The sequence below is a fragment of the Flavobacterium sharifuzzamanii genome (assembly GCF_003254585.1).
GTDB lineage: Bacteria > Bacteroidota > Bacteroidia > Flavobacteriales > Flavobacteriaceae > Flavobacterium > Flavobacterium sharifuzzamanii.
Map to the genome: position 1 here is coordinate 76486 of NZ_QJGZ01000039.1, position 18711 is coordinate 95196.

Annotated in this window: 15 protein-coding genes; 8 read left to right on the forward strand and 7 right to left on the reverse strand. The window is 33.3% G+C overall.

Annotated features, from left to right (window positions below):
- Window positions 1-437 precede the first annotated feature (437 nt).
- Window positions 438-1517 (forward strand): glycosyltransferase, encoded by a 1080-nt coding sequence (locus DMA14_RS13150; protein ID WP_111425100.1) that lies wholly within the window; start codon window positions 438-440, stop codon window positions 1515-1517.
- A gap of 148 nt (window positions 1518-1665) precedes the next feature.
- On the opposite strand, the gene DMA14_RS13155 is transcribed toward DMA14_RS13150, so the two are convergent.
- The 3 genes from DMA14_RS13155 to DMA14_RS13165 form a co-directional block, all read right to left on the reverse strand.
- Window positions 1666-2976, reverse strand: coding sequence for a porin (locus DMA14_RS13155; protein ID WP_111425101.1), 1311 nt, complete (start codon window positions 2974-2976; stop codon window positions 1666-1668).
- 163 nt (window positions 2977-3139) lie between these two features.
- Entirely contained in the window at window positions 3140-4225 is a 1086-nt protein-coding gene (locus DMA14_RS13160) for a sensor histidine kinase (protein ID WP_111425102.1), read from the reverse strand.
- A 192-nt stretch (window positions 4226-4417) separates the two neighbouring features.
- Window positions 4418-5101, reverse strand: coding sequence for a response regulator transcription factor (locus tag DMA14_RS13165; protein ID WP_008465097.1), 684 nt, complete (start codon window positions 5099-5101; stop codon window positions 4418-4420).
- A 243-nt stretch (window positions 5102-5344) separates the two neighbouring features.
- Here DMA14_RS13165 and DMA14_RS13170 point away from each other — a divergent pair, with 243 nt between their 5' ends.
- The 4 genes from DMA14_RS13170 to DMA14_RS13185 all read left to right on the forward strand — a co-directional run bounded on the left by DMA14_RS13170 (window position 5345) and on the right by DMA14_RS13185 (window position 11128).
- Window positions 5345-8149, forward strand: coding sequence for a TonB-dependent receptor (locus DMA14_RS13170; protein ID WP_111425103.1), 2805 nt, complete (start codon window positions 5345-5347; stop codon window positions 8147-8149).
- A 199-nt stretch (window positions 8150-8348) separates the two neighbouring features.
- Entirely contained in the window at window positions 8349-9536 is a 1188-nt protein-coding gene (locus DMA14_RS13175) for a hypothetical protein (protein WP_111425104.1), read from the forward strand.
- A 108-nt stretch (window positions 9537-9644) separates the two neighbouring features.
- On the forward strand, window positions 9645-9983 hold the full coding sequence (locus DMA14_RS13180; protein WP_111425105.1) for a T9SS type A sorting domain-containing protein: 339 nt from the start codon (window positions 9645-9647) through the stop codon (window positions 9981-9983).
- 164 nt (window positions 9984-10147) lie between these two features.
- Window positions 10148-11128 carry a LuxE/PaaK family acyltransferase gene (locus tag DMA14_RS13185; RefSeq protein WP_162536292.1) on the forward strand — a complete coding sequence of 327 codons (981 nt, stop codon included), beginning with the start codon at window positions 10148-10150 and terminating at the stop codon, window positions 11126-11128.
- 228 nt (window positions 11129-11356) lie between these two features.
- Here the strand turns inward: DMA14_RS13185 and tyrS are convergent, their stop codons facing one another.
- Window positions 11357-12652 (reverse strand): tyrosine--tRNA ligase, encoded by a 1296-nt coding sequence (tyrS, locus tag DMA14_RS13190; RefSeq protein WP_111425106.1) that lies wholly within the window; start codon window positions 12650-12652, stop codon window positions 11357-11359.
- Window positions 12653-12899: 247 nt separating this feature from the next.
- Between tyrS and DMA14_RS13195 the strand changes: the two genes are divergently transcribed.
- Both DMA14_RS13195 and DMA14_RS13200 read left to right on the forward strand, forming a co-directional pair.
- Window positions 12900-14135: an outer membrane beta-barrel protein gene (locus DMA14_RS13195; RefSeq protein WP_111425107.1), complete on the forward strand. Its 1236-nt coding sequence runs from the start codon at window positions 12900-12902 to the stop codon at window positions 14133-14135.
- Between the two features lie 207 nt (window positions 14136-14342).
- On the forward strand, window positions 14343-15344 hold the full coding sequence (locus DMA14_RS13200; protein ID WP_111425108.1) for an NAD-dependent epimerase/dehydratase family protein: 1002 nt from the start codon (window positions 14343-14345) through the stop codon (window positions 15342-15344).
- Here DMA14_RS13200 and DMA14_RS13205 read toward each other — a convergent pair.
- The 3 genes from DMA14_RS13205 to DMA14_RS13215 are packed head-to-tail and all read right to left on the reverse strand — an operon-like array spanning window position 15339 to window position 17901.
- Complete coding sequence (locus DMA14_RS13205) at window positions 15339-15815, reverse strand: DUF4296 domain-containing protein (RefSeq protein ID WP_203418300.1); 477 nt, start codon at window positions 15813-15815, stop codon at window positions 15339-15341. The two genes, DMA14_RS13200 and DMA14_RS13205, sit on opposite strands and share 6 nt — an antisense overlap.
- 9 nt (window positions 15816-15824) lie before the next feature.
- Window positions 15825-17165, reverse strand: coding sequence for a dihydroorotase (locus DMA14_RS13210; protein ID WP_111425109.1), 1341 nt, complete (start codon window positions 17163-17165; stop codon window positions 15825-15827).
- Window positions 17166-17175: 10 nt separating this feature from the next.
- The gene (locus DMA14_RS13215) at window positions 17176-17901 is read right to left on the reverse strand and encodes a polyprenol monophosphomannose synthase (RefSeq protein ID WP_008465116.1); all 726 of its coding nucleotides are present in this window, start codon (window positions 17899-17901) and stop codon (window positions 17176-17178) included.
- A 107-nt stretch (window positions 17902-18008) separates the two neighbouring features.
- Between DMA14_RS13215 and DMA14_RS13220 the strand changes: the two genes are divergently transcribed.
- Window positions 18009-18701 (forward strand): DUF4271 domain-containing protein, encoded by a 693-nt coding sequence (locus DMA14_RS13220; protein WP_111425110.1) that lies wholly within the window; start codon window positions 18009-18011, stop codon window positions 18699-18701.
- Window positions 18702-18711 lie beyond the last annotated feature (10 nt).

The following is an 18711-nucleotide window of genomic DNA, read 5'->3' on the forward strand; positions in this document are numbered from 1 at the left end:
CTGATTATAAAAAAATATGTCGCTCCTCTGGAGCTCTTTATCTTTGCGCAATTGGATTTTCTATAGATATATCGCCCCTCTGGGGCTTTTTAATATGCTTATAAAATCTTTTTTTAGGTAAGCTTCGGAGAAGCGAAATATTTATAGCTAAGAACATTTTTACAATATTCAAGCTCCAGAGGAGCGACATGATTTATTGCAAAAAATTATGTGTCGCTCCGCTGGAGCTCTTTGCCTTTGCGCAATTGGATTTCTATAGATATGTCGCCCCGCTGGGGCTTCTTAAAATGATTGTAAAATCTTTTTTATTTAAATCAATAAATCTCAGAACCTTAGTCCCTCAGCTCCTCAGAACCTTAAATTAATAATTTCGTAATACCTTCGAAATAACATAAAAAACATATTTTTCTATCTTCGTTTTTAAAAACGTGTTAAAAATGAGCATAGATTATTCTGCGAATAAAACTATTTTAGTGGCTCCATTAAATTGGGGACTTGGACATGCCACTCGATGCATTCCTATTATCAAGGCGCTTCAGGAGAATAATTATATTCCGATTATTGCTTCCGACGGTGTTGCGCTGGCTCTACTACGAAAAGAATTTCCATATATACAAACTTTAGAATTGCCTTCTTATCATATTGAATATGCAAAGAATGGTAAAAACTTTAAATGGAAGCTAATTAAAAATCTTCCGAAGATGATTACTGCTATTTTGGATGAGAAAAAAATGGTGAATCATTGGGTAAAAAAGCACAGTATTGACGGTATAATTTCAGATAATAGATTGGGAGTCATCAGTAAAAAAGTGCCTTCTGTTTTTATTACACACCAATTGAATGTAATGACAGGAAATACGACTTGGTTCACCAGCAAATGTCATCAGCACTTTATTAAAAAATACAATGAGTGCTGGGTTCCAGATTCTAATGAAAAAATAAACCTGACTGGAGATTTAGGCCACTTGAAAAATAATGAGCTGAATCTAAAATATATTGGTCCGTTAAGCCGTATGAAGAAAAAGGATACGCCAAAAATATATGATTTGATGATTATATTGTCTGGACCAGAACCTCAACGTACTTTTTTAGACGAAAAACTGCAGAAAGAAGCGGCAAAATATCCCGGAAAAGTGGTTTTTGTACAAGGAAAAGTAGAAAAATCTCAAGAAAAATGGCAGGCTGGAAATGTCACTTATTATAATTTTATGAACTCGAAACAGCTAGAACAAACTTTTAACGAAAGTGAGTTTGTATTGTGCCGTTCAGGTTATACCACTGTTATGGATTTGGCAAAGCTAGGTAAAAAAGCCTTTTTTATTCCAACTCCAGGACAATATGAGCAGGAATATCTGGCGATAAAACTTCAGGAAGAAAATCTTGTGCCGTATGCCATGCAGGATGATTTTACCATTGGAGACTTATCGAAAGTAAAGTCATTTAAGGGATTGTCTCAATTTGAAAATAATATTGATTGGGATTCTTTATTTAAGGTTTTTGAAGACAGGACTGCATAATTGCACGCTGATAAAACGGATTCGCTATGGCAAAGACGCGGATTAAGCGGATTTTATAGCTTGTTTTTCACTATAAAAAAACCTCCAGCTGAAGCTGGAGGTTTTTCATTTTTTATATAAAGAAATCCGTTTTATCTGTGTACTGATTTTAGAAATTAAACTGCACTTGCAATCTTAATACATTTCCTTGCTGTCTGTTTATTGGCAGTGCGCTATCTTCAAAAGTTCGGTCTGCTACAACGTATTCTGCTGTAAGTTCAAATGCTTTGATCGGTTGCCATTCAACACCAAATTCGTAATCTCTTACTACGTAGCTTCTAGCATCTTTTTCATATTTTTTTCCTCCGTCATAATATTGAAATTTAGCAAAAGGATAAATACGCTGTTTTTTAAGATCCCATTTATAGTTTAACAAAACGTAACCTCCATTCAAATCGGTTTGATCGATTGTATTAGTAAGTGTATTGTATCGAGGTCCAGTTCCGATGTTGTATTCCGTTTGAATTCCGAAAGGTCTTGGATATAAAACGAAAGTTGCACCAACTCGTTGATCTTTTACATATTGAGGATCGTTAACGGTAACTCCTGGCGAAACCTCTCCAGTAAAAGCCCATTTTCCAGTGTAAGCCTGAATTCCAGGTTCTATAATCTGACTTCCAATAACAAAAGGATAAGTTACTCTCGCCACCACGTTTAAATCTCTGTTTCCATCCAATTTGTTTGCGATTTGACCGTTGTAAACACCTAGTGCAAAAACACCAAAATCTCCAGAACCTTTATAGCCGTCTTTAACCAACATTTCAAAACGCTGTCTGATTTCGGCTGGAGCCCAATAAAAGAATACTCCTAAATCACGTTCATTCAAAATTGAAGAGTTGATTGCATCAGCACGGTCTAGAGTTAAACGCTGTGAGCTTGACTGCATGTTCTCAAATCCGTATGGGATTTTACTTTGCCCAACACGTACTCGGTATTCTTTTTTCTTATCAAAAGAAAGATCAAAATACAAGTCACGAATTTGTACAAAGTTATTAATTCCGCTTGACGGTGAACTCGCAAAATCGGGCTGAAAGTAGAAAAACACATTTGGATGCACTTGTCCAGAAAATACTAAACGGGCACGGCGAATAAAAAGTCCGTTGTTTGCTTTTGCATCTAGAGCTGTCGAAGTTGTTCCCCAAGATCTATCACATTGCTCGCAAGAAACTTTATCGTTTGTAGAAAACAGACCATTGTATCTAATTTGCGCATAACCTCTTAAAGAGATTCTATCATACCAATGTTCTTCAACTCCTCCTCCAGATTTAGTCTCTGGAAGTTTTGCTTTGTTTATAGAATCTAAAACACGCATTACTTCGTTTTTTACATCCTGTTTATTCAGCTCTTGCTTGTTTGTTTCCTGTGCATTGGCAGCACAAGTTAGCAGTAATAAAACTGCTAATAGTTTTCTTTTTATCATTAGTTCTGTAATTCCCTTAATTTCAGGATGCAAAGATGGAGCACCTATGTTAAGAAATCATTAACCAGATGTTACTATAATAAAAATTTAATGTTATGGCCTAAATCGAAATGTTTATTTATTGTTAAACACCTTTGTTTTAGGGCTTTTAGCAAAACCGCCGTTACGATTTTTTAACGTCAGTTTTTAGTGATTTATTTGCTTTTTCGAGTGTAAAAGAGAATTCAGAGCCAATTCCGAACTCACTTTCTACATAAACTTTCTCTTTATGCGCTTCAATAATATGCTTTACAATCGCCAATCCTAAACCAGAACCGCCTTCAGATCTTGTTCCGCTTTTATCAACTCGGTAAAAACGTTCAAAAAGTCTTGGAATATTCTGTTTTTCAACACCTTCTCCGTTATCACTAATACGAATTAAGACTTTTTTCTTGGTTAAGTTTACGACACCAACTTCAGTCAGACCGCCTTCTTTTCCGTACTTAATAGAATTGACAATCAGATTTTCTAAAACTTGCTGTATTCTGTCCTGATCTCCTCTGATCATTACAGACTGTACATTTTTACTTTCAAAAGCCAATTTAATTTTCTTTTTGTCGGCTTTCATTTCAAGCAATTCAAAAACATTCTGAATTAATTCAACAATATCAAAATCAGTCATATTCAAATCTAAATCTCCCGATTCTAATTTGGTTATCATATCTAAATCTTCTACTATATAAATAAGACGCTCTACTCCTTTTTCGGCACGTTTTAAATATTTCTTTCTGATATTTTTATCGTCCATTGCGCCGTCAAGCAAAGTTGAAACGTACCCTTGAACAGTAAATAAAGGTGTTTTCAATTCGTGCGAAACGTTTCCTAAAAACTCTCTTCTATATTGTTCACGTATTTCGAGCATTTCGATTTCTAGTTTTTTATCGGTCGCGAACTTTTTCACTTCACGCGAAAGCGTTTCCATATCGGTATTAATCGGCTGATTAATCAATGTTGTGGATTCTAATAATGAAACCTCATCGTAGATTTTCTTCACTCTTCGGTAAATAAATCGCTCTACACGATATTGTAAAACCAGAAAAGAGAAAATATAGATTGCGATAATGAAAATTATTCCAAACGCAACTTGATGTTTTAATTGATTTTTATAAAATAATGACATTAACATCAGTACAAATGCTGTTGTAAAGAGACTGATATACAATGCCGATTTTATGGCAAATTTGTATGTTTTTTTAAAATTAATCTTCATTGAAAAAATTGAACCATTAAGAAATTAAGAGAATTAAGTGTAACTCAAAAACCATATAAAAAACTGAAGTCAAGTAAACTTCAGTTCCTTATATGGTTTAAATGTATTGAATATTTTTAAAAGAATTTGAATGGATTTAAAAACTAAGTGCCTTAGCATCTTAGTATCTTAGAACCTTAGCCTCTTAAAAAATTAAACTTCAAATTTATAGCCTACACCTTTTATGGTTTTAAAAAGATCTTCGCCTATTTTTTCACGCAATTTTCTGATGTGAACATCGATTGTTCTTCCTCCAACTACAACTTCGTTACCCCAAACTTTATCCAAGATTTCGTCTCTTTTAAAAACTTTTCCAGGTTTTGAAGCCAATAAATAAAATAATTCGAATTCTTTTCTTGGCAAAGCAATTTCTACATTGCCTTTTATGATTTTGTATTCCTCACGGTTAATCTCGATTCCACCAACATTTAAAGTATCTGTAACAACTTCTTGTTCTTTTAACCTTCTTAACAGCGCCTTTACTTTTGAGACCAATAATTTTGGCTTAATAGGTTTGGTTATATAGTCATCGGCACCGGCATCAAAACCAGCTACTTGAGAATAATCTTCGCTTCTTGCTGTAAGGAACGTTATGATAACATTATTTAATTCTGGAATTTTTCTAATATGCTCGCAAGCCTCCATTCCGTCCATTTCTGCCATCATCACGTCCATAATGATTAGTTCTGGCAGCTCTTTCTGTGCTTTTGCTATAGCATCTTTTCCGTTAGAAGCTGTAACAATCTGGTAGCCTTCCTGAGCAAGGTTATAGCCAACGATTTCTAAGATATCTGGTTCGTCGTCAACTAATAAAATCTTAGTTTGTGTTTTTTTCATAAATAGCAAAAATTGAGATTTTTATATCGAAACTTCTTCATTAAACATTCGATATTTCTTATTTCACAGGGTAAATATACTAACAAAAGAACCTTTAAAAAATGGTGTTAACCGTAATTTAATCTCGTAACAATTTGATAATCTTAACAACACAAAAACATAACAAGTCGGTAACATGGACTTCACAGAGCGGTTCTTTCTTTGCACAAAAATAATAAGACACAAACACAACACTGAAAAAAAATGAAATTCAATTTAAGATTTCTCTTTATTGCATTATTTATCTGTACGATTTCGATCGCGCAAAACAAAGGTACGATTTCTGGAGTTCTAACTGATAAAGATATGAACAACGCATCTCTACCATTTGCTAATGTTTTAGTTAAAGGTACAAATATTAGCGTAAATACCGACGTAGATGGAAAATATTCCTTAAGCGTAAATCCTGGAAATTATACTTTAATCTTTAGTTTTTTAGGATATGAATCTGTTGAAGCTCCAGTAGCTGTTAAAGCAAACGAGACTATAACTGTGAATAAAGGACTTTCGTCTGGAAGCTATACACTTAAAGATGTAGTTGTAAAATCAACAGCTAACAAAGAAAAAGAAACGGCTTTACTTTTAGATCAAAAAAATGCTGTTGTAATCAAACAAAGTATTGGTGCACAGGAAATGTCTCGAAAAGGTGTAAGCGATGTAGAAGAAGGTTTGACAAAAGTAACTGGAATCTCAAAAGTAGGTTCAAGAGGTATATTTGTACGTGGTCTTGAAGATCGTTACAATAACTTATTGATTAATGATCTTGCTGCTCCATCAAACAGCCCATATTCGAAAATCGTTCCGCTAGATTTATTCCCAACAAACATTGTTGGTGTAATTGATGTTTACAAAACTTTCAATCCAAATATTTACGGAGATTTTGCTGGAGGAACTTTCAATATCCAAACTTCAAAACCAACAAAAGCTGTTACTAAAATAAATGTTGGAGCAGGATATACAACTGGAAACAGCTTCAAAGATTTCTTGCTTTCTGGAGATGCAGATTCTGCTGCTGGTTTCTTCGGATTTAATGGTAAAGACCGAGAACTGCCAAGTTTCTTAGGTGAAACTGCCGGAAGAACAACTTTCACAAAAGATCAGGCATTAAACGCTGTAAGTGGAGATAAAGGTTTTAACGTTAGCAAAAGTAAAAGCCCATTAAACTCAAGCTTCAATTTTCTACATGCTGAAAAATTTGACTTAAGCAACAACCGTAACCTTTCATACTTATTGTCTCTTAATTTTGATAATAACTTTGCAGTGAGAGAAGGTGTTAACAGAACACTACAAACGCTTGGTGATAAATACAACAATGACTTCATCAATACTGAATATCGTTTCAAAACTAGCACTTCTGCATTAGTTGGTGTAAATTATTCAGCTGAGCGATACAAATTATCTTTCAACACTTTATACCTGAAAACTACATTAAACTCGATCTTAGATCAATATGGAGTTTTGAGTAATAATGGTATCAAGAACAACTTTATCCGTACGAATCAATTGGATAAAACAGATTATCTAAATACTCAATTATTAGGTGAATACAATTTGACAGAAGATAAAAACCAAACTTTAAAAGGTGGTGTATCTTATGCAAATACTAAATACGGTCAGCCAGACAGAAAATTCTATACTGGTACTCAAGAAACTGACAATCAGATCAACACTTCTTACGGAGGTAACAACTTCTTACGTCAGTATTTAAGTGTAGACGGAAATGTATTTGTTTCTGGATTATTAGAATACAATTTGAAATTTGGAAAAGACAAACAAAACAAATTGACTGTTGGTTATAACGGAAATTTTTCTAAAATGGAATCTTCTTACCGTTTTGTATCAAGTTATGGTGGTACCTTTTCATCAAACGATATCAACAATATCGATTCGAAAATTACAACTGACATCAATAACAACGTAGTTGCTTTTGCTGAAAGTTCAAACACAACTTATAAAGTAAAACTTAACGAAAGCGCAAATGCAGGATACGCAAATTTATTTTGGAAATTTGCTGACAAGTTTGAACTTAATGGAGGTTTAAGAGTTGAAAACACAATCAAAGAAACACATTTCAGAACTTTAGGTTCTTTTGATGATCCATTCAAAGTAAAAACATACAACAATCTTTATGTTTTACCTTCTGTAAACTTGAAATACCTTATGACAGAAACGTCTAATATTCGTTTCGCAGCAAGTAAAACATATACAAAACCAGTTGTAATGGAATCTTTCCCTATCTCATATATCAATGCAGATAACACTTCAACACAAGGTAACTCATTATTGAAAAACAGTGATAACTATAATGTTGATTTGAAATACGAATTATTCCCAACTGCTAAAGAAATGATCACTTTTGGAATATTTGGAAAATATATTGACAATCCAATCGAAAGAACATTTATTGCAAACGCTACATCGGGAACAGTAACTACTTTCTTAAATTCAGATAACGCAACTTTATACGGAGCAGAAGTTGAATTCCTTTTAGGATTAAACAGAATTAGTGAAAATCTTGAGCATTTCTCTTTCGGATTAAACGCTTCATTAATGTCTACGAAAGTAAATGTTGCTAAAACTTACGAATCTCAGGATGAGGACGGAAATGTAACGGTTAAAAATTCTATCGAAACACATAGCTCAAGATCATTGCAAGGTGCATCAGACTGGTTAGTAAACTCAGATTTGAAATATGAATTTAACTTAGGCAAAGACTGGACAAACACTATGTCTCTTGTTTATGGAGTATTCGGAAAAAGAATTTATGCAGTAGGAACAAACGGTCAGGATAATACTTATGAATTGCCTGTATCTCAATTAGACTTTGTTTGGGGAAGTAAACTCTCAGAGCATTTTGATGTGAAATTTACAGCAGACAACTTATTAAACCCAGCAAGACAGTTAGAATTCGGAAATAACGGAACTGTAAAAGTTGATGAACCATCTTTATTAGCAAACAGCTATAAAAAAGGTGTAGGATTCTCAGTTAAAGTTGGCTACACATTCTAATATTAAGAACACAATATACTTGAAAGCTCCAGAAATTCTGGGGCTTTTTTTATGGCAGCAATTTGCATAAATCTACTTAACATTCTCTTCACATTTTAGTCAATTTTTAATAACCGTAATGTAATACTCAGATAACACCTTGAAAGGATTAACCTCATAATTTTGACAAAAATAAAAACGAATAATACAACACAAAACTATGAAAACTAAAATTCTTGCTTTAGCACTTGCTACAGGTTTATTTTTTAATTCTTGCTCAAGCAGCGACGATCCAACTCCTGCACCGACACCTGCTACAGGAGAAATTACAGGTCCTATTACTGCTAACAAATCTTATGCTTACGGTAACTACACTTTAAAAGGAATTGTAAAAATTAATTCTGGTGTAACTGTAACTTTTGATGCAGGATCTACAATCACTATAGACAAAGCTACTGGAGACAACGCTTTAGTTGTTTTAAACGGAGGAAAACTTATCATCAACGGAACTGCTGACAAACCAGTTGTTTTTACTGAAAAATCTAAAGTTCCAGGTTCTTGGGGAGGTATCATCATGTACGGTGATGCACCTGCAAAAGTTGCTGGAGGAGGAACTTCTTCTACTTCAGAAGATGGAAACAATATTTCTTATGGAGGATCTAATGCAACTCACAATGGTGGTTCATTAAACTACGTAAGAGTTGAGTACGCTGGTTCTAAATTAGCTGACGGAACAAAAGAAAACAATGCTTTCACATTCTACTCTGTAGGTTCTGGAACAACTTTAGATCACTTAGTAGCTTACAAAGGTGCTGACGACGGATTCGAATTCTTTGGAGGAACTGTAAGTATGACAAATGCTATCTCTTACGGTAACTATGATGATGCTTTTGACTGGCAAGATGGATGGCAAGGAACTGCTAACACAAACTGGTACGCTTACCAAACTGGAAAAGGAAACTACGGAATGGAAATCGAAGCATCTGCTAATGATAATTCTTTCGGACCAAAAGTTACTAACATCACTTTAAAAAGAGAAGCTGGAAACGTTCCTGAAGTTGGTGATAACCAAGTTGATGCTTTCCAATTCAAAAGAGAAGGTAACGGAGAATACAGCAACATCATTGTTGATGGTTATGGAAACTTCACAACTGGAGCTACAACTTACCAAGGTGCAGTAGTTAGTATCTTAGATGCAGCAACTAACACTCACCAAGTAAATACATCTAAAATTAAAATTTTAAATGTAAAAATTTCTAACACAACAAACGTAACTCCTATTGCAGGTGCTGCTGGTTTTACAGTTGCTTTCCCAGCTGGAACTTTCACAACAAGTACTACAGCTACTGGAGCTTCATTAGCAGCAGGAGCTTGGGCTTCAGTTGATGGCGCTAGCTTAATCAAATAATTTACTTCGAATATAAATTGTTAAAAACATCCTAAATATTTAGGATGTTTTTTTTTGGCGTCATTTTTGTATTTTTTTTTGTATATTTACGGTAATCAAATACATTCGATGGCAAAAAACTACTTTTATATTACTTTCTTATTGGCATTTTTCTTCACTTTAAGCGTTTCGGCGCAAGATAGTAAGCAATTACCAAAACCTCAAGAATCTACTTCTATTGAGGGTCTAAGCTTGTATCCTAACCCAGTGACAAACGGAAAAGTCTATATCTCATCTAAAAACGATTTAGAGAAAGAAATTATTGTGTTTGATATTCTAGGCAAAAAAGTATTGCAAGTACATTTAGTATCAAAAGAACTAAATGTTTCAGATTTGCCACCTGGCGTTTACATTATCAAAATAAGCGAACAGAATGCATCGGCAACAAGAAAACTCATTATAAGATAAATAGAAAAAGCTCCTCCAGAGGAGCTTTTTTAATATTCACTATTTAGCTTTTAGTATTCAGATTATTTTTCATTTAAATATTTTTTTCTAGGCTGAGCACTTATTGGATGTACAAAAAACTGAACACTGAACACCAAAAAACAATATCTTTGCAAAAAAAAGTTTTGATTACAGCCAACGATATCTTTACCATTTCAAGTCAGAAGCAATTTGAAAAAATAGCACTAAAAGTGTTTCGTTTTCAACATGAGAACAATAAAGTTTATCGCGATTTCTGTGATTTTTTAAAAGTCAATCCACAGCAGGTAAAATCACTGCAGCAAATTCCTTTTTTACCCATTCAATTTTTCAAAAGCCACGATGTTGTTTCTAATACAGATCCAGCACAAGTAACTTTTACCAGCAGCGGTACAACCGGAATGATTACCAGCAGACATTTAGTGACCGATATTTCCCTATATGAGGAAAGTTACCGCAAAGGATTTTCTCAATTTTATGGCAACATAGAAGATTACATTGTTTTAGCCCTTTTGCCGTCTTATTTAGAACGCGAAGGCTCTTCGTTAATTTATATGGTCGAAGATCTAATAAAACTCTCTAATCAGCCTGAAAGTGGGTTTTATTTGCATAACCACGACGACCTTATCAAAAAACTTCTTGAACTAGATAAAGCAGGTCAAAATGTAATCTTAATTGGGGTTACTTATGCTCTGTTAGATTTAATCGAAAAACACCAATTCAATCTTCAAAATACCATTATTATGGAAACTGGAGGAATGAAAGGAAAACGCAAAGAAATGATTAGAGAAGAATTACATGAAATACTTTGCAAAGGTTTTGGTGTTTCTTCTATTCATTCAGAATACGGCATGACAGAACTTTTAGCACAAGCGTATTCTTTAGGCGAAGGTATTTTTGAATGTCCTTCTTGGATGCATATTTTAATTCGTGATCCAGAAGATGCTCTCACTTACGTGAATGATGGAAAAACTGGCGGAATTAATGTGATAGATTTAGCCAATATCAATTCGTGTTCTTTTATTGCCACGCAAGATTTAGGTAAAAAATATTCCAACAACTCTTTTGAAGTTTTGGGACGTTTTGATAATTCTGATATTCGTGGTTGTAACCTTATGGTTCTTTAATATGGTTTAATCGTTGATTTGGTTAATCGGTTAATCGATATTCACCGCATTGTTCAAACGTTCCTACGGAACGTATAATCGCAAATCAAATTTTGGTTCTACCGACGAAACATTCCTACGGAATGATTTCTTGAAACAAAAAATTCCAATACCTCTTTCGAGATATTGGAATTTATATTTTCAAGATCAAGTTTGAACAATCGATTAAACAATTAACCGATTAAACAGTTAAACCACTCTAATCACAAAATAATTCTTCTTTCCACTTTGCAATAGCACAAACTGGTTGTTGATTAAATCATTTGCTGTTAAAACGAAATCTTCTTTTATTTTTTCTCTGTTTACAGAAATTGAGTTTGCTGTTAAAGCTCTTCTCGCTTCTCCGTTAGATTTAAAGAAACCTGTTTTTTCGTTTAAAACTGTAATAATATCCAATCCGTTTTCTAAATCAGCTTTTGCAATTTCAGCTTGTGGAACTCCGTCAAAAACTTCTAAAAAAGTCGCTTCATCCAATTTTTTCAAATCTTCAGCAGTTGAATTTCCAAACAAAATATTCGAAGCCTGAATTGCTTTTTCTAATTCTTCTCTATTGTGAACAAAAACAGTAATTTCTTCTACCAGTTTCTTTTGTAAAACTCTTAAATGTGGAGCCGTTTTATGCTCTTCAATTAACGCATCGATTGTTTCTTTATCTAAGAAAGTAAAGATTTTAATGTATTTCTCAGCATCTACATCTGTTGTATTTACCCAAAATTGGTAGAATTTGTAAACAGAAGTTTTATCAGCATCTAACCAAACGTTTCCTCCTTCAGATTTACCAAATTTAGATCCGTCAGCTTTTGTAATCAAAGGCGTTGTTAAAGCATAAGCTTTCGCATTCTCACCTCCCATTCTGCGCACCAATTCTGTTCCTGTGGTAATATTACCCCATTGGTCAGAACCACCCATTTGCAGAATACAGTTGTTGTTTTTATATAAATGATAGAAATCATAACCTTGAATTAACTGATATGTAAATTCTGTAAAAGACATACCCTCACCTTCGCCGCTAAATCTCTTTTTCACAGAATCTTTAGCCATCATATAGTTTACGGTAATTCTTTTTCCAACTTCACGTGCAAAATCGATAAAAGAGAATTCTTTCATCCAATCGTAGTTATTCACCATTACAGGTGCATTTGCTTCGGTTGAATTAAAATCTAAGAAACGAGACAAAACACTTTTGATTCCAGCTACGTTTTTAGCTAGAGCTTCTTCATCAAGCAAGTTTCTTTCATCAGATTTACCAGAAGGATCTCCAATCATTCCTGTTGCTCCACCTACTAAAGCGATTGGTCTGTGACCAAAATTCTTTAAGTGAACCAATAAAATGATCTGTACCATGCTTCCGATGTGCAGTGAATCTGCCGTTGGATCAAAACCGATATAGGCAGTGGTTGCTTCTTTTAGCAATTGTTCTTCCGTTCCAGGCATACTATCATGGTATAACCCGCGCCATTTTAATTCTTCAACTAGATTCTTCATTTTTTTAAATAATTTGCGCAAATGTAATCAATGTCAATGGTAATGACAAAAGCAATTTCATTATCAACAATAAAAAGCAATTTCAATATAAAATTTAATCATTTAAGCTAAAAACATGACAATGAGATTAATTCGAAAAGCTCACTTTTCTAATACAAAAATCCAAAGGATAAAAAAATCTATTTACGGAAACACGTAAAAATCTATTTTATTTTTTCTTTAGATTCGCCCACCAAAAACTACCAAAATGAAAAAAACTTTTTTACTTATTCTTTTTCTTTATTGCACCTTGAGCAATGCGCAAGTTTCTTTTGAAAAAGGGTACTTTATTTCCAACAATGGAATACGAACAGAATGTTTCATCCGAAACTTAGACTGGAAAAACAATCCAACCGATTTCAAATACAAATCCCAGATTGGCGACAATGATTACAAAACAGAAACCATTACTAATGTTCAGGAATTTGGCATCGACAATACTGTAACTTTCAAAAGAGCCAAAGTAAAAATGGATCGTTCTAGTGACAATTTAGACAAACTATCAGAAACTGGACAACCTGTATGGGAAGAAAACACTCTCTTCCTAAGGTTATTAGTTCAGGGAGAAGCAACATTATACTCGTACACAGAAGGAAATCTTATCCGATATTTTTACGAAACCAAAAGTACTCCATTAGAGCAACTTACATATTTAAAATACATTTTGACAAAAGGAGATAAATCAACTGGAGAATTAAGAGAAAATGATTACTACAAACAGCAATTAAATAACAATGTCAGATTAGGCAATACAGCTGACAGTGAGATTACGAATCTAAAATATAAAAAATCTGATCTTACCAGATACTTTTTAAAATACAATAATACCGACAACAAAACAAAAAACAGTGTAATATCTAAATCTAGTGAAGGTCATTTTCATTTAAAAATAACACCTGAACTTAGTTTCATCTCAGGATCTATGAATGATGGAGACAGTCCATCAATAGATGTAAATTTAGATAGTAATACTAATTTAAAAATAGGTTTGGAAGCAGAATACCTTCTTCCTTTTAATAAAAACAAGTGGAGCATCTTTTTAAACCCGGCTTATCAAAAATACGAAACCACCAAGCAATACAGCAGACCAGGTCTTTTTGCGGGATCTCCTTCTATAACTCGCAGCATAGAAGTTAAATACTCGAGCATACAGGTTCCCATAGGATTACGTTATTATTTTCTTATTAATAATAATTCAAAAGTTTTTATAAATGCTGCTTTCTCTTTTGATATAAATGGCAAGGCAAGTTTATCCTTTGATAAAAATGCAGAGCTTGAAAGTAAAACGGGATCTAATTTTGCTTTTGGAGTAGGTTACAACTTTAAAAATAAGTTCAGTGCTGAGATTAGAACAAACACTAAAAAACAGCTATTAACAGATTACAATACTTTTTCTGTTGAATATAATGCAATTGATTTGGTATTTGCCTATTCTATCTTCTAATACACAACAGAAACTTCACAAAAAACATGAAAGCAAAGGACAAACATTTATCCTTTGCTTTCGTGTTTTAAATAATTTGTGCAAATGCAATCAATATCGATCGCAATGACAAAAAACAAAAAACACTTTGAAACTTTATAAAAAAACCTTTGCAACTTTGTCCCTCTGCAACTTTGCACCTTCCAACCAAAAACTTATCTTTACAACATGATATTAGTAACTGGAGGAACTGGTTTAGTAGGCGCACATTTATTGCTTCATTTAATTGAAAATGGAGAAAATGTTCGGGCAATTTATAGAACCGAAAAAAATATTCAGAAAACAAAATCGGTTTTTGATTTTTATAAAAAAACAAATTTGTTTGAAAAAATCAATTGGCTTGAAGCCGATATTTTGGACATACCTTCTCTTGAAACTGCTTTTATTGGCATCACAAAAGTATATCATTCAGCAGCTTTTATTTCTTTTGAACCAAAAGACGAAGAAATCCTTAGAAAAACCAATATCGAAGGAACTGCAAATATGGTCAATTTTGCTATTGCCAAAGAAGTAGAAAAATTTTGCTATATCAGTTCGATTGCCGCTTTAGGAGATATTGCAGCACACGAAACACACATTACCGAAGAAACAGATTGGAATCCTGAAAAACCGCACAGCGATTATGCCATTTCTAAATATGGTGCCGAAATGGAAGTTTGGCGTGGACACCAAGAAGGCTTAAGTGTTATTATTGTAAATCCAGGTGTAATTCTAGGTCCACCAAAAATGATGGATATTTTTGACGAAGGCAGCAGCGAAATTTATCGCAAAGTTTCAAAAGGACTTCCTTTCTACACATTAGGAAGCACTGGTTTTATCTCTGTTGATGATGTTGTCAAAACAAGTTTTGAGTTGATGAAAAGCGAAATTAAAAACGAACGTTTCACCCTCATCGCTGACAATATTGTTTTCAAAGATCTTTTAGATACTGTTGCTAACGCTTTAAAAGTAAAAAGACCTCATATTCATGCGACACCTTTTTTAATGAATTTGCTGTGGATTACTGACGGAATATTTTCAACCTTATTTTTCAAAAAAAGAAGCATTACAAAAGCAACAGCAAAAGCTTCCTACTCAAAAAATCTGTATAGTAACGAAAAAATAAAAACCGCTCTAGGAACGGTTTTTACAGATATTCATCAATATATTATTAATAGCTCAAAATTATAGTTTTCTTCTATTTCTGTGAGCTTGTTGTATAGAATCAATATTAACTTTTGGAATTGTTTTCTGAACAGAATCTTTTGACATTTCTTTCAGTTTCTTTCTCGCTTCCTTCGCTGCTTTTTTCTCATCAATTTTGACTAAAGAATCAGCCGCTCTTTGATTGACTTCAATTCTTTTATTAACCTGATCAAACATGTCTTTATAACTATCATAATCAGAAGCATAATACATGTTGTTCTGTGCAAATTGAAGACTGTCTACTTTGTATTTTTTAAAAATAAACCTTTTCGGATCATTATCTATCGAATCCAAAGACAATGGTTTCTGATATCTCATTGCTTCCAAAAGAGACAAATCATACATAATATCAATCATTTTATCTTTCTCAATAAGCTTTGCAGGCTGTTTTACCACATCCTTTTTACAGCTGATAGAAAGAAACAAAACCAATATTATTACTATAAAATTCTTCATAGTTGCTTTTTATCTGTCAAATAATAATCGTTTACCCGCTCTGGTATCTCGTACTTTGAAATTATTGTAAACCAATTCTCCATTTACAAAAGTATGCGTAATTCTTGATTTGAAAGTATAACCTTCAAACGGCGACCATCCGCATTTATATAAAATGTTTTCTGGTTTCACGCTCCAAGGCAGGCTTGGATTTATGATTACTAAATCGGCGTGGTAACCTTCTTTAATAAATCCTCTTTTTTCAATTTTGAAAAGTTTAGCCGGATTGTGGCACATTTTCTCCACGATTTTCTCCACACTAATTTTTCCTTGGTGATGTGCTTCAAACATTGCCACAACAGCATGCTGTACCAACGGACCTCCAGAAGGCGCATTTAGATAAGATTGCTGTTTTTCTTCTTTCGTATGCGGAGCATGATCTGTTGCGATTACGTCAATTCTTCCATCATTCAAAGCTTTCCAAAGTTCAGCACGATCTTCGGCTGTTTTAACAGCAGGATTCCATTTTATGAAATTCCCTTTTGTTTTATAATCTTCATCTGTAAACCAAAGATGATGCACACAAACCTCAGCAGTAATTTTTTTCTCTTCTAACGGAATTTTATTTGTAAATAATTCCATTTCTTTTGCAGTTGAAAGATGGAAAATATGCAATCTCGCACCTGTTCTTTTTGCTAAAGCCACAGCTTTTGAAGAAGAAATATAACAAGCCTCTGCGCTTCTTATTAAATTATGTGCCGTAACTGGAACATCATCTCCATATTGTTCTTTAAAAGCAGCAAGATTATTTTTAATCGTAGTTTCGTCTTCACAGTGAACTGCAATTAGCATTGGAGTACTTGAGAATATTTTTTCTAAAACAGCTTCATTATCAACCAACATATTTCCTGTCGAAGAACCCAAGAAAATTTTGATTCCGGCAACATTTTTTGGATTAGTTTTTAAAACTTCTTCCAGATTATCATTTGTTGCTCCCATCATAAACGAATAATTCGCAAATGATTTTTTTGAAGCAATTTTATATTTATCTTCTAAAATTTCCTGAGTAACCGCATTCGGAACTGTATTAGGCTGTTCGATAAAAGAAGTAATTCCTCCTGCAACAGCAGCACGAGATTCCGATTCGATATCTCCTTTGTGAGTCAATCCTGGTTCTCTAAAATGCACTTGATCGTCTATCGCACCAGGCATCAAATAGTTTCCTTCAGCATCAATTACGATACAATCTGATGTTTTTAATGAAATGCTATCTGCAATTTCAACAATCAGATCGTTTTCAATTAAAACATCACCTTCAAAAATTGTCCCTTCGTTTACAATTTTGGCATTTTTTATTAAAATCCTGTTCATCTCGGTTGGTTTATAATGAATTGACTAATTTTCTTAATCTAAGTGAAATCACTCCAAGTATAGCTTCTTTGATAATAGCATTACTCATTTTAGAAACTCCTTTTGTTCTATCTGTAAAAATAATTGGGACTTCTGTAATTTGGAATTTAGCACAGTATGTTCTGTACTTCATTTCAATTTGAAACGCGTACCCGACAAACTTTATTTTATTTAAATTGATTTTCTCTAGAACTTCTCTTTTGTAACAAACAAAACCTGCAGTGGCATCATGAATTTTCATTCCGGTGATAAATTTCACATAAACAGAAGCAAAATAAGACATCAGAACTCGGCTAAGAGGCCAGTTTACAACATTCACCCCTTTCACATAACGAGATCCAATTGCAAGGTCTGCTCCGCCAAAATGACAAGCATCGTATAATTTTTCTAAATCATTTGGGTTATGCGAAAAATCGGCATCCATCTCAAAAATAAATTGATAGTCGCGTTCCAAAGCCCATTTAAAGCCGTGAACATAAGCTGTCCCTAAACCTGATTTTTTAGTTCTCTGCTCTAAAAACAGTTTTCCTGGATATTCTTCCTGCAATGCAATTACTTTTTTTGCAGTATGATCAGGAGAATTATCATCAATAATCAGCAGATGAAAAGATTTATGTTGTGAAAGTACAGCTCTAACTATACTTTCTATGTTTTCAATTTCGTTATAAGTGGGAATTATGACAATGCTATCATTCATTTTTTTCTCGGTAATTTCACCGCAAAAGTAAACTTTTTATAGCATTTGATTCATAATAAATATATAATAAAAGTATTGCATCAAAAAATTACTAATTTTGTAACGCTATGATTGAACAATTACACCCTAGAATTCTTGAAAACAAAGACTGGGCAACACTTTTATTTGTGCTGACCTTTGCTGTTGTTGCCATGACAAAATCGGCTTATGAAACAAGATTTAGTGAGTTTAGTAAACTTATTTTTTCTGACAAATACGCCAAAATTTATCGAGACAATAGTCACATGAAAAACAGCTTTACAGTTGGTTTATTTTTTGTGCAGATTGTATCGTTTGCCTTTTTTATTCTGCTAACGATGCATATTTTTTCATTAGACCAAAAAACCGGAACCTATAGTATTCTAAAAACCGACTGGCTTTTATTTATCCGAATTGCAACTTTTCTGCTTTATTTCATTTTAGGAAAATATTTGATTGAGAAAATTGTAGCAGCTTCTTTCAATATTGATGAATTTGTAGAGCTTTTTAACTTACAAAAAGTAACCTACAGAACGTATATAGGTGTTTTAATCCTACCTATCAATGCCATTTTGTTCTATTATAACAATATTCCGCAAATTATACCACTAGCAATTATAGGCATTTCGCTGTGTATTAGCGTATACTCTTACTTTATTTCAATTAAAACGTATCAAAACGTAATTATCGGTAAGTTATTTTATTTTATTTTGTATCTTTGCGCTCTTGAAATAGCCCCTTATTATTTTCTCTATTATTGGATAACAAAAGGGAGTGCTTAGAAAATATTTA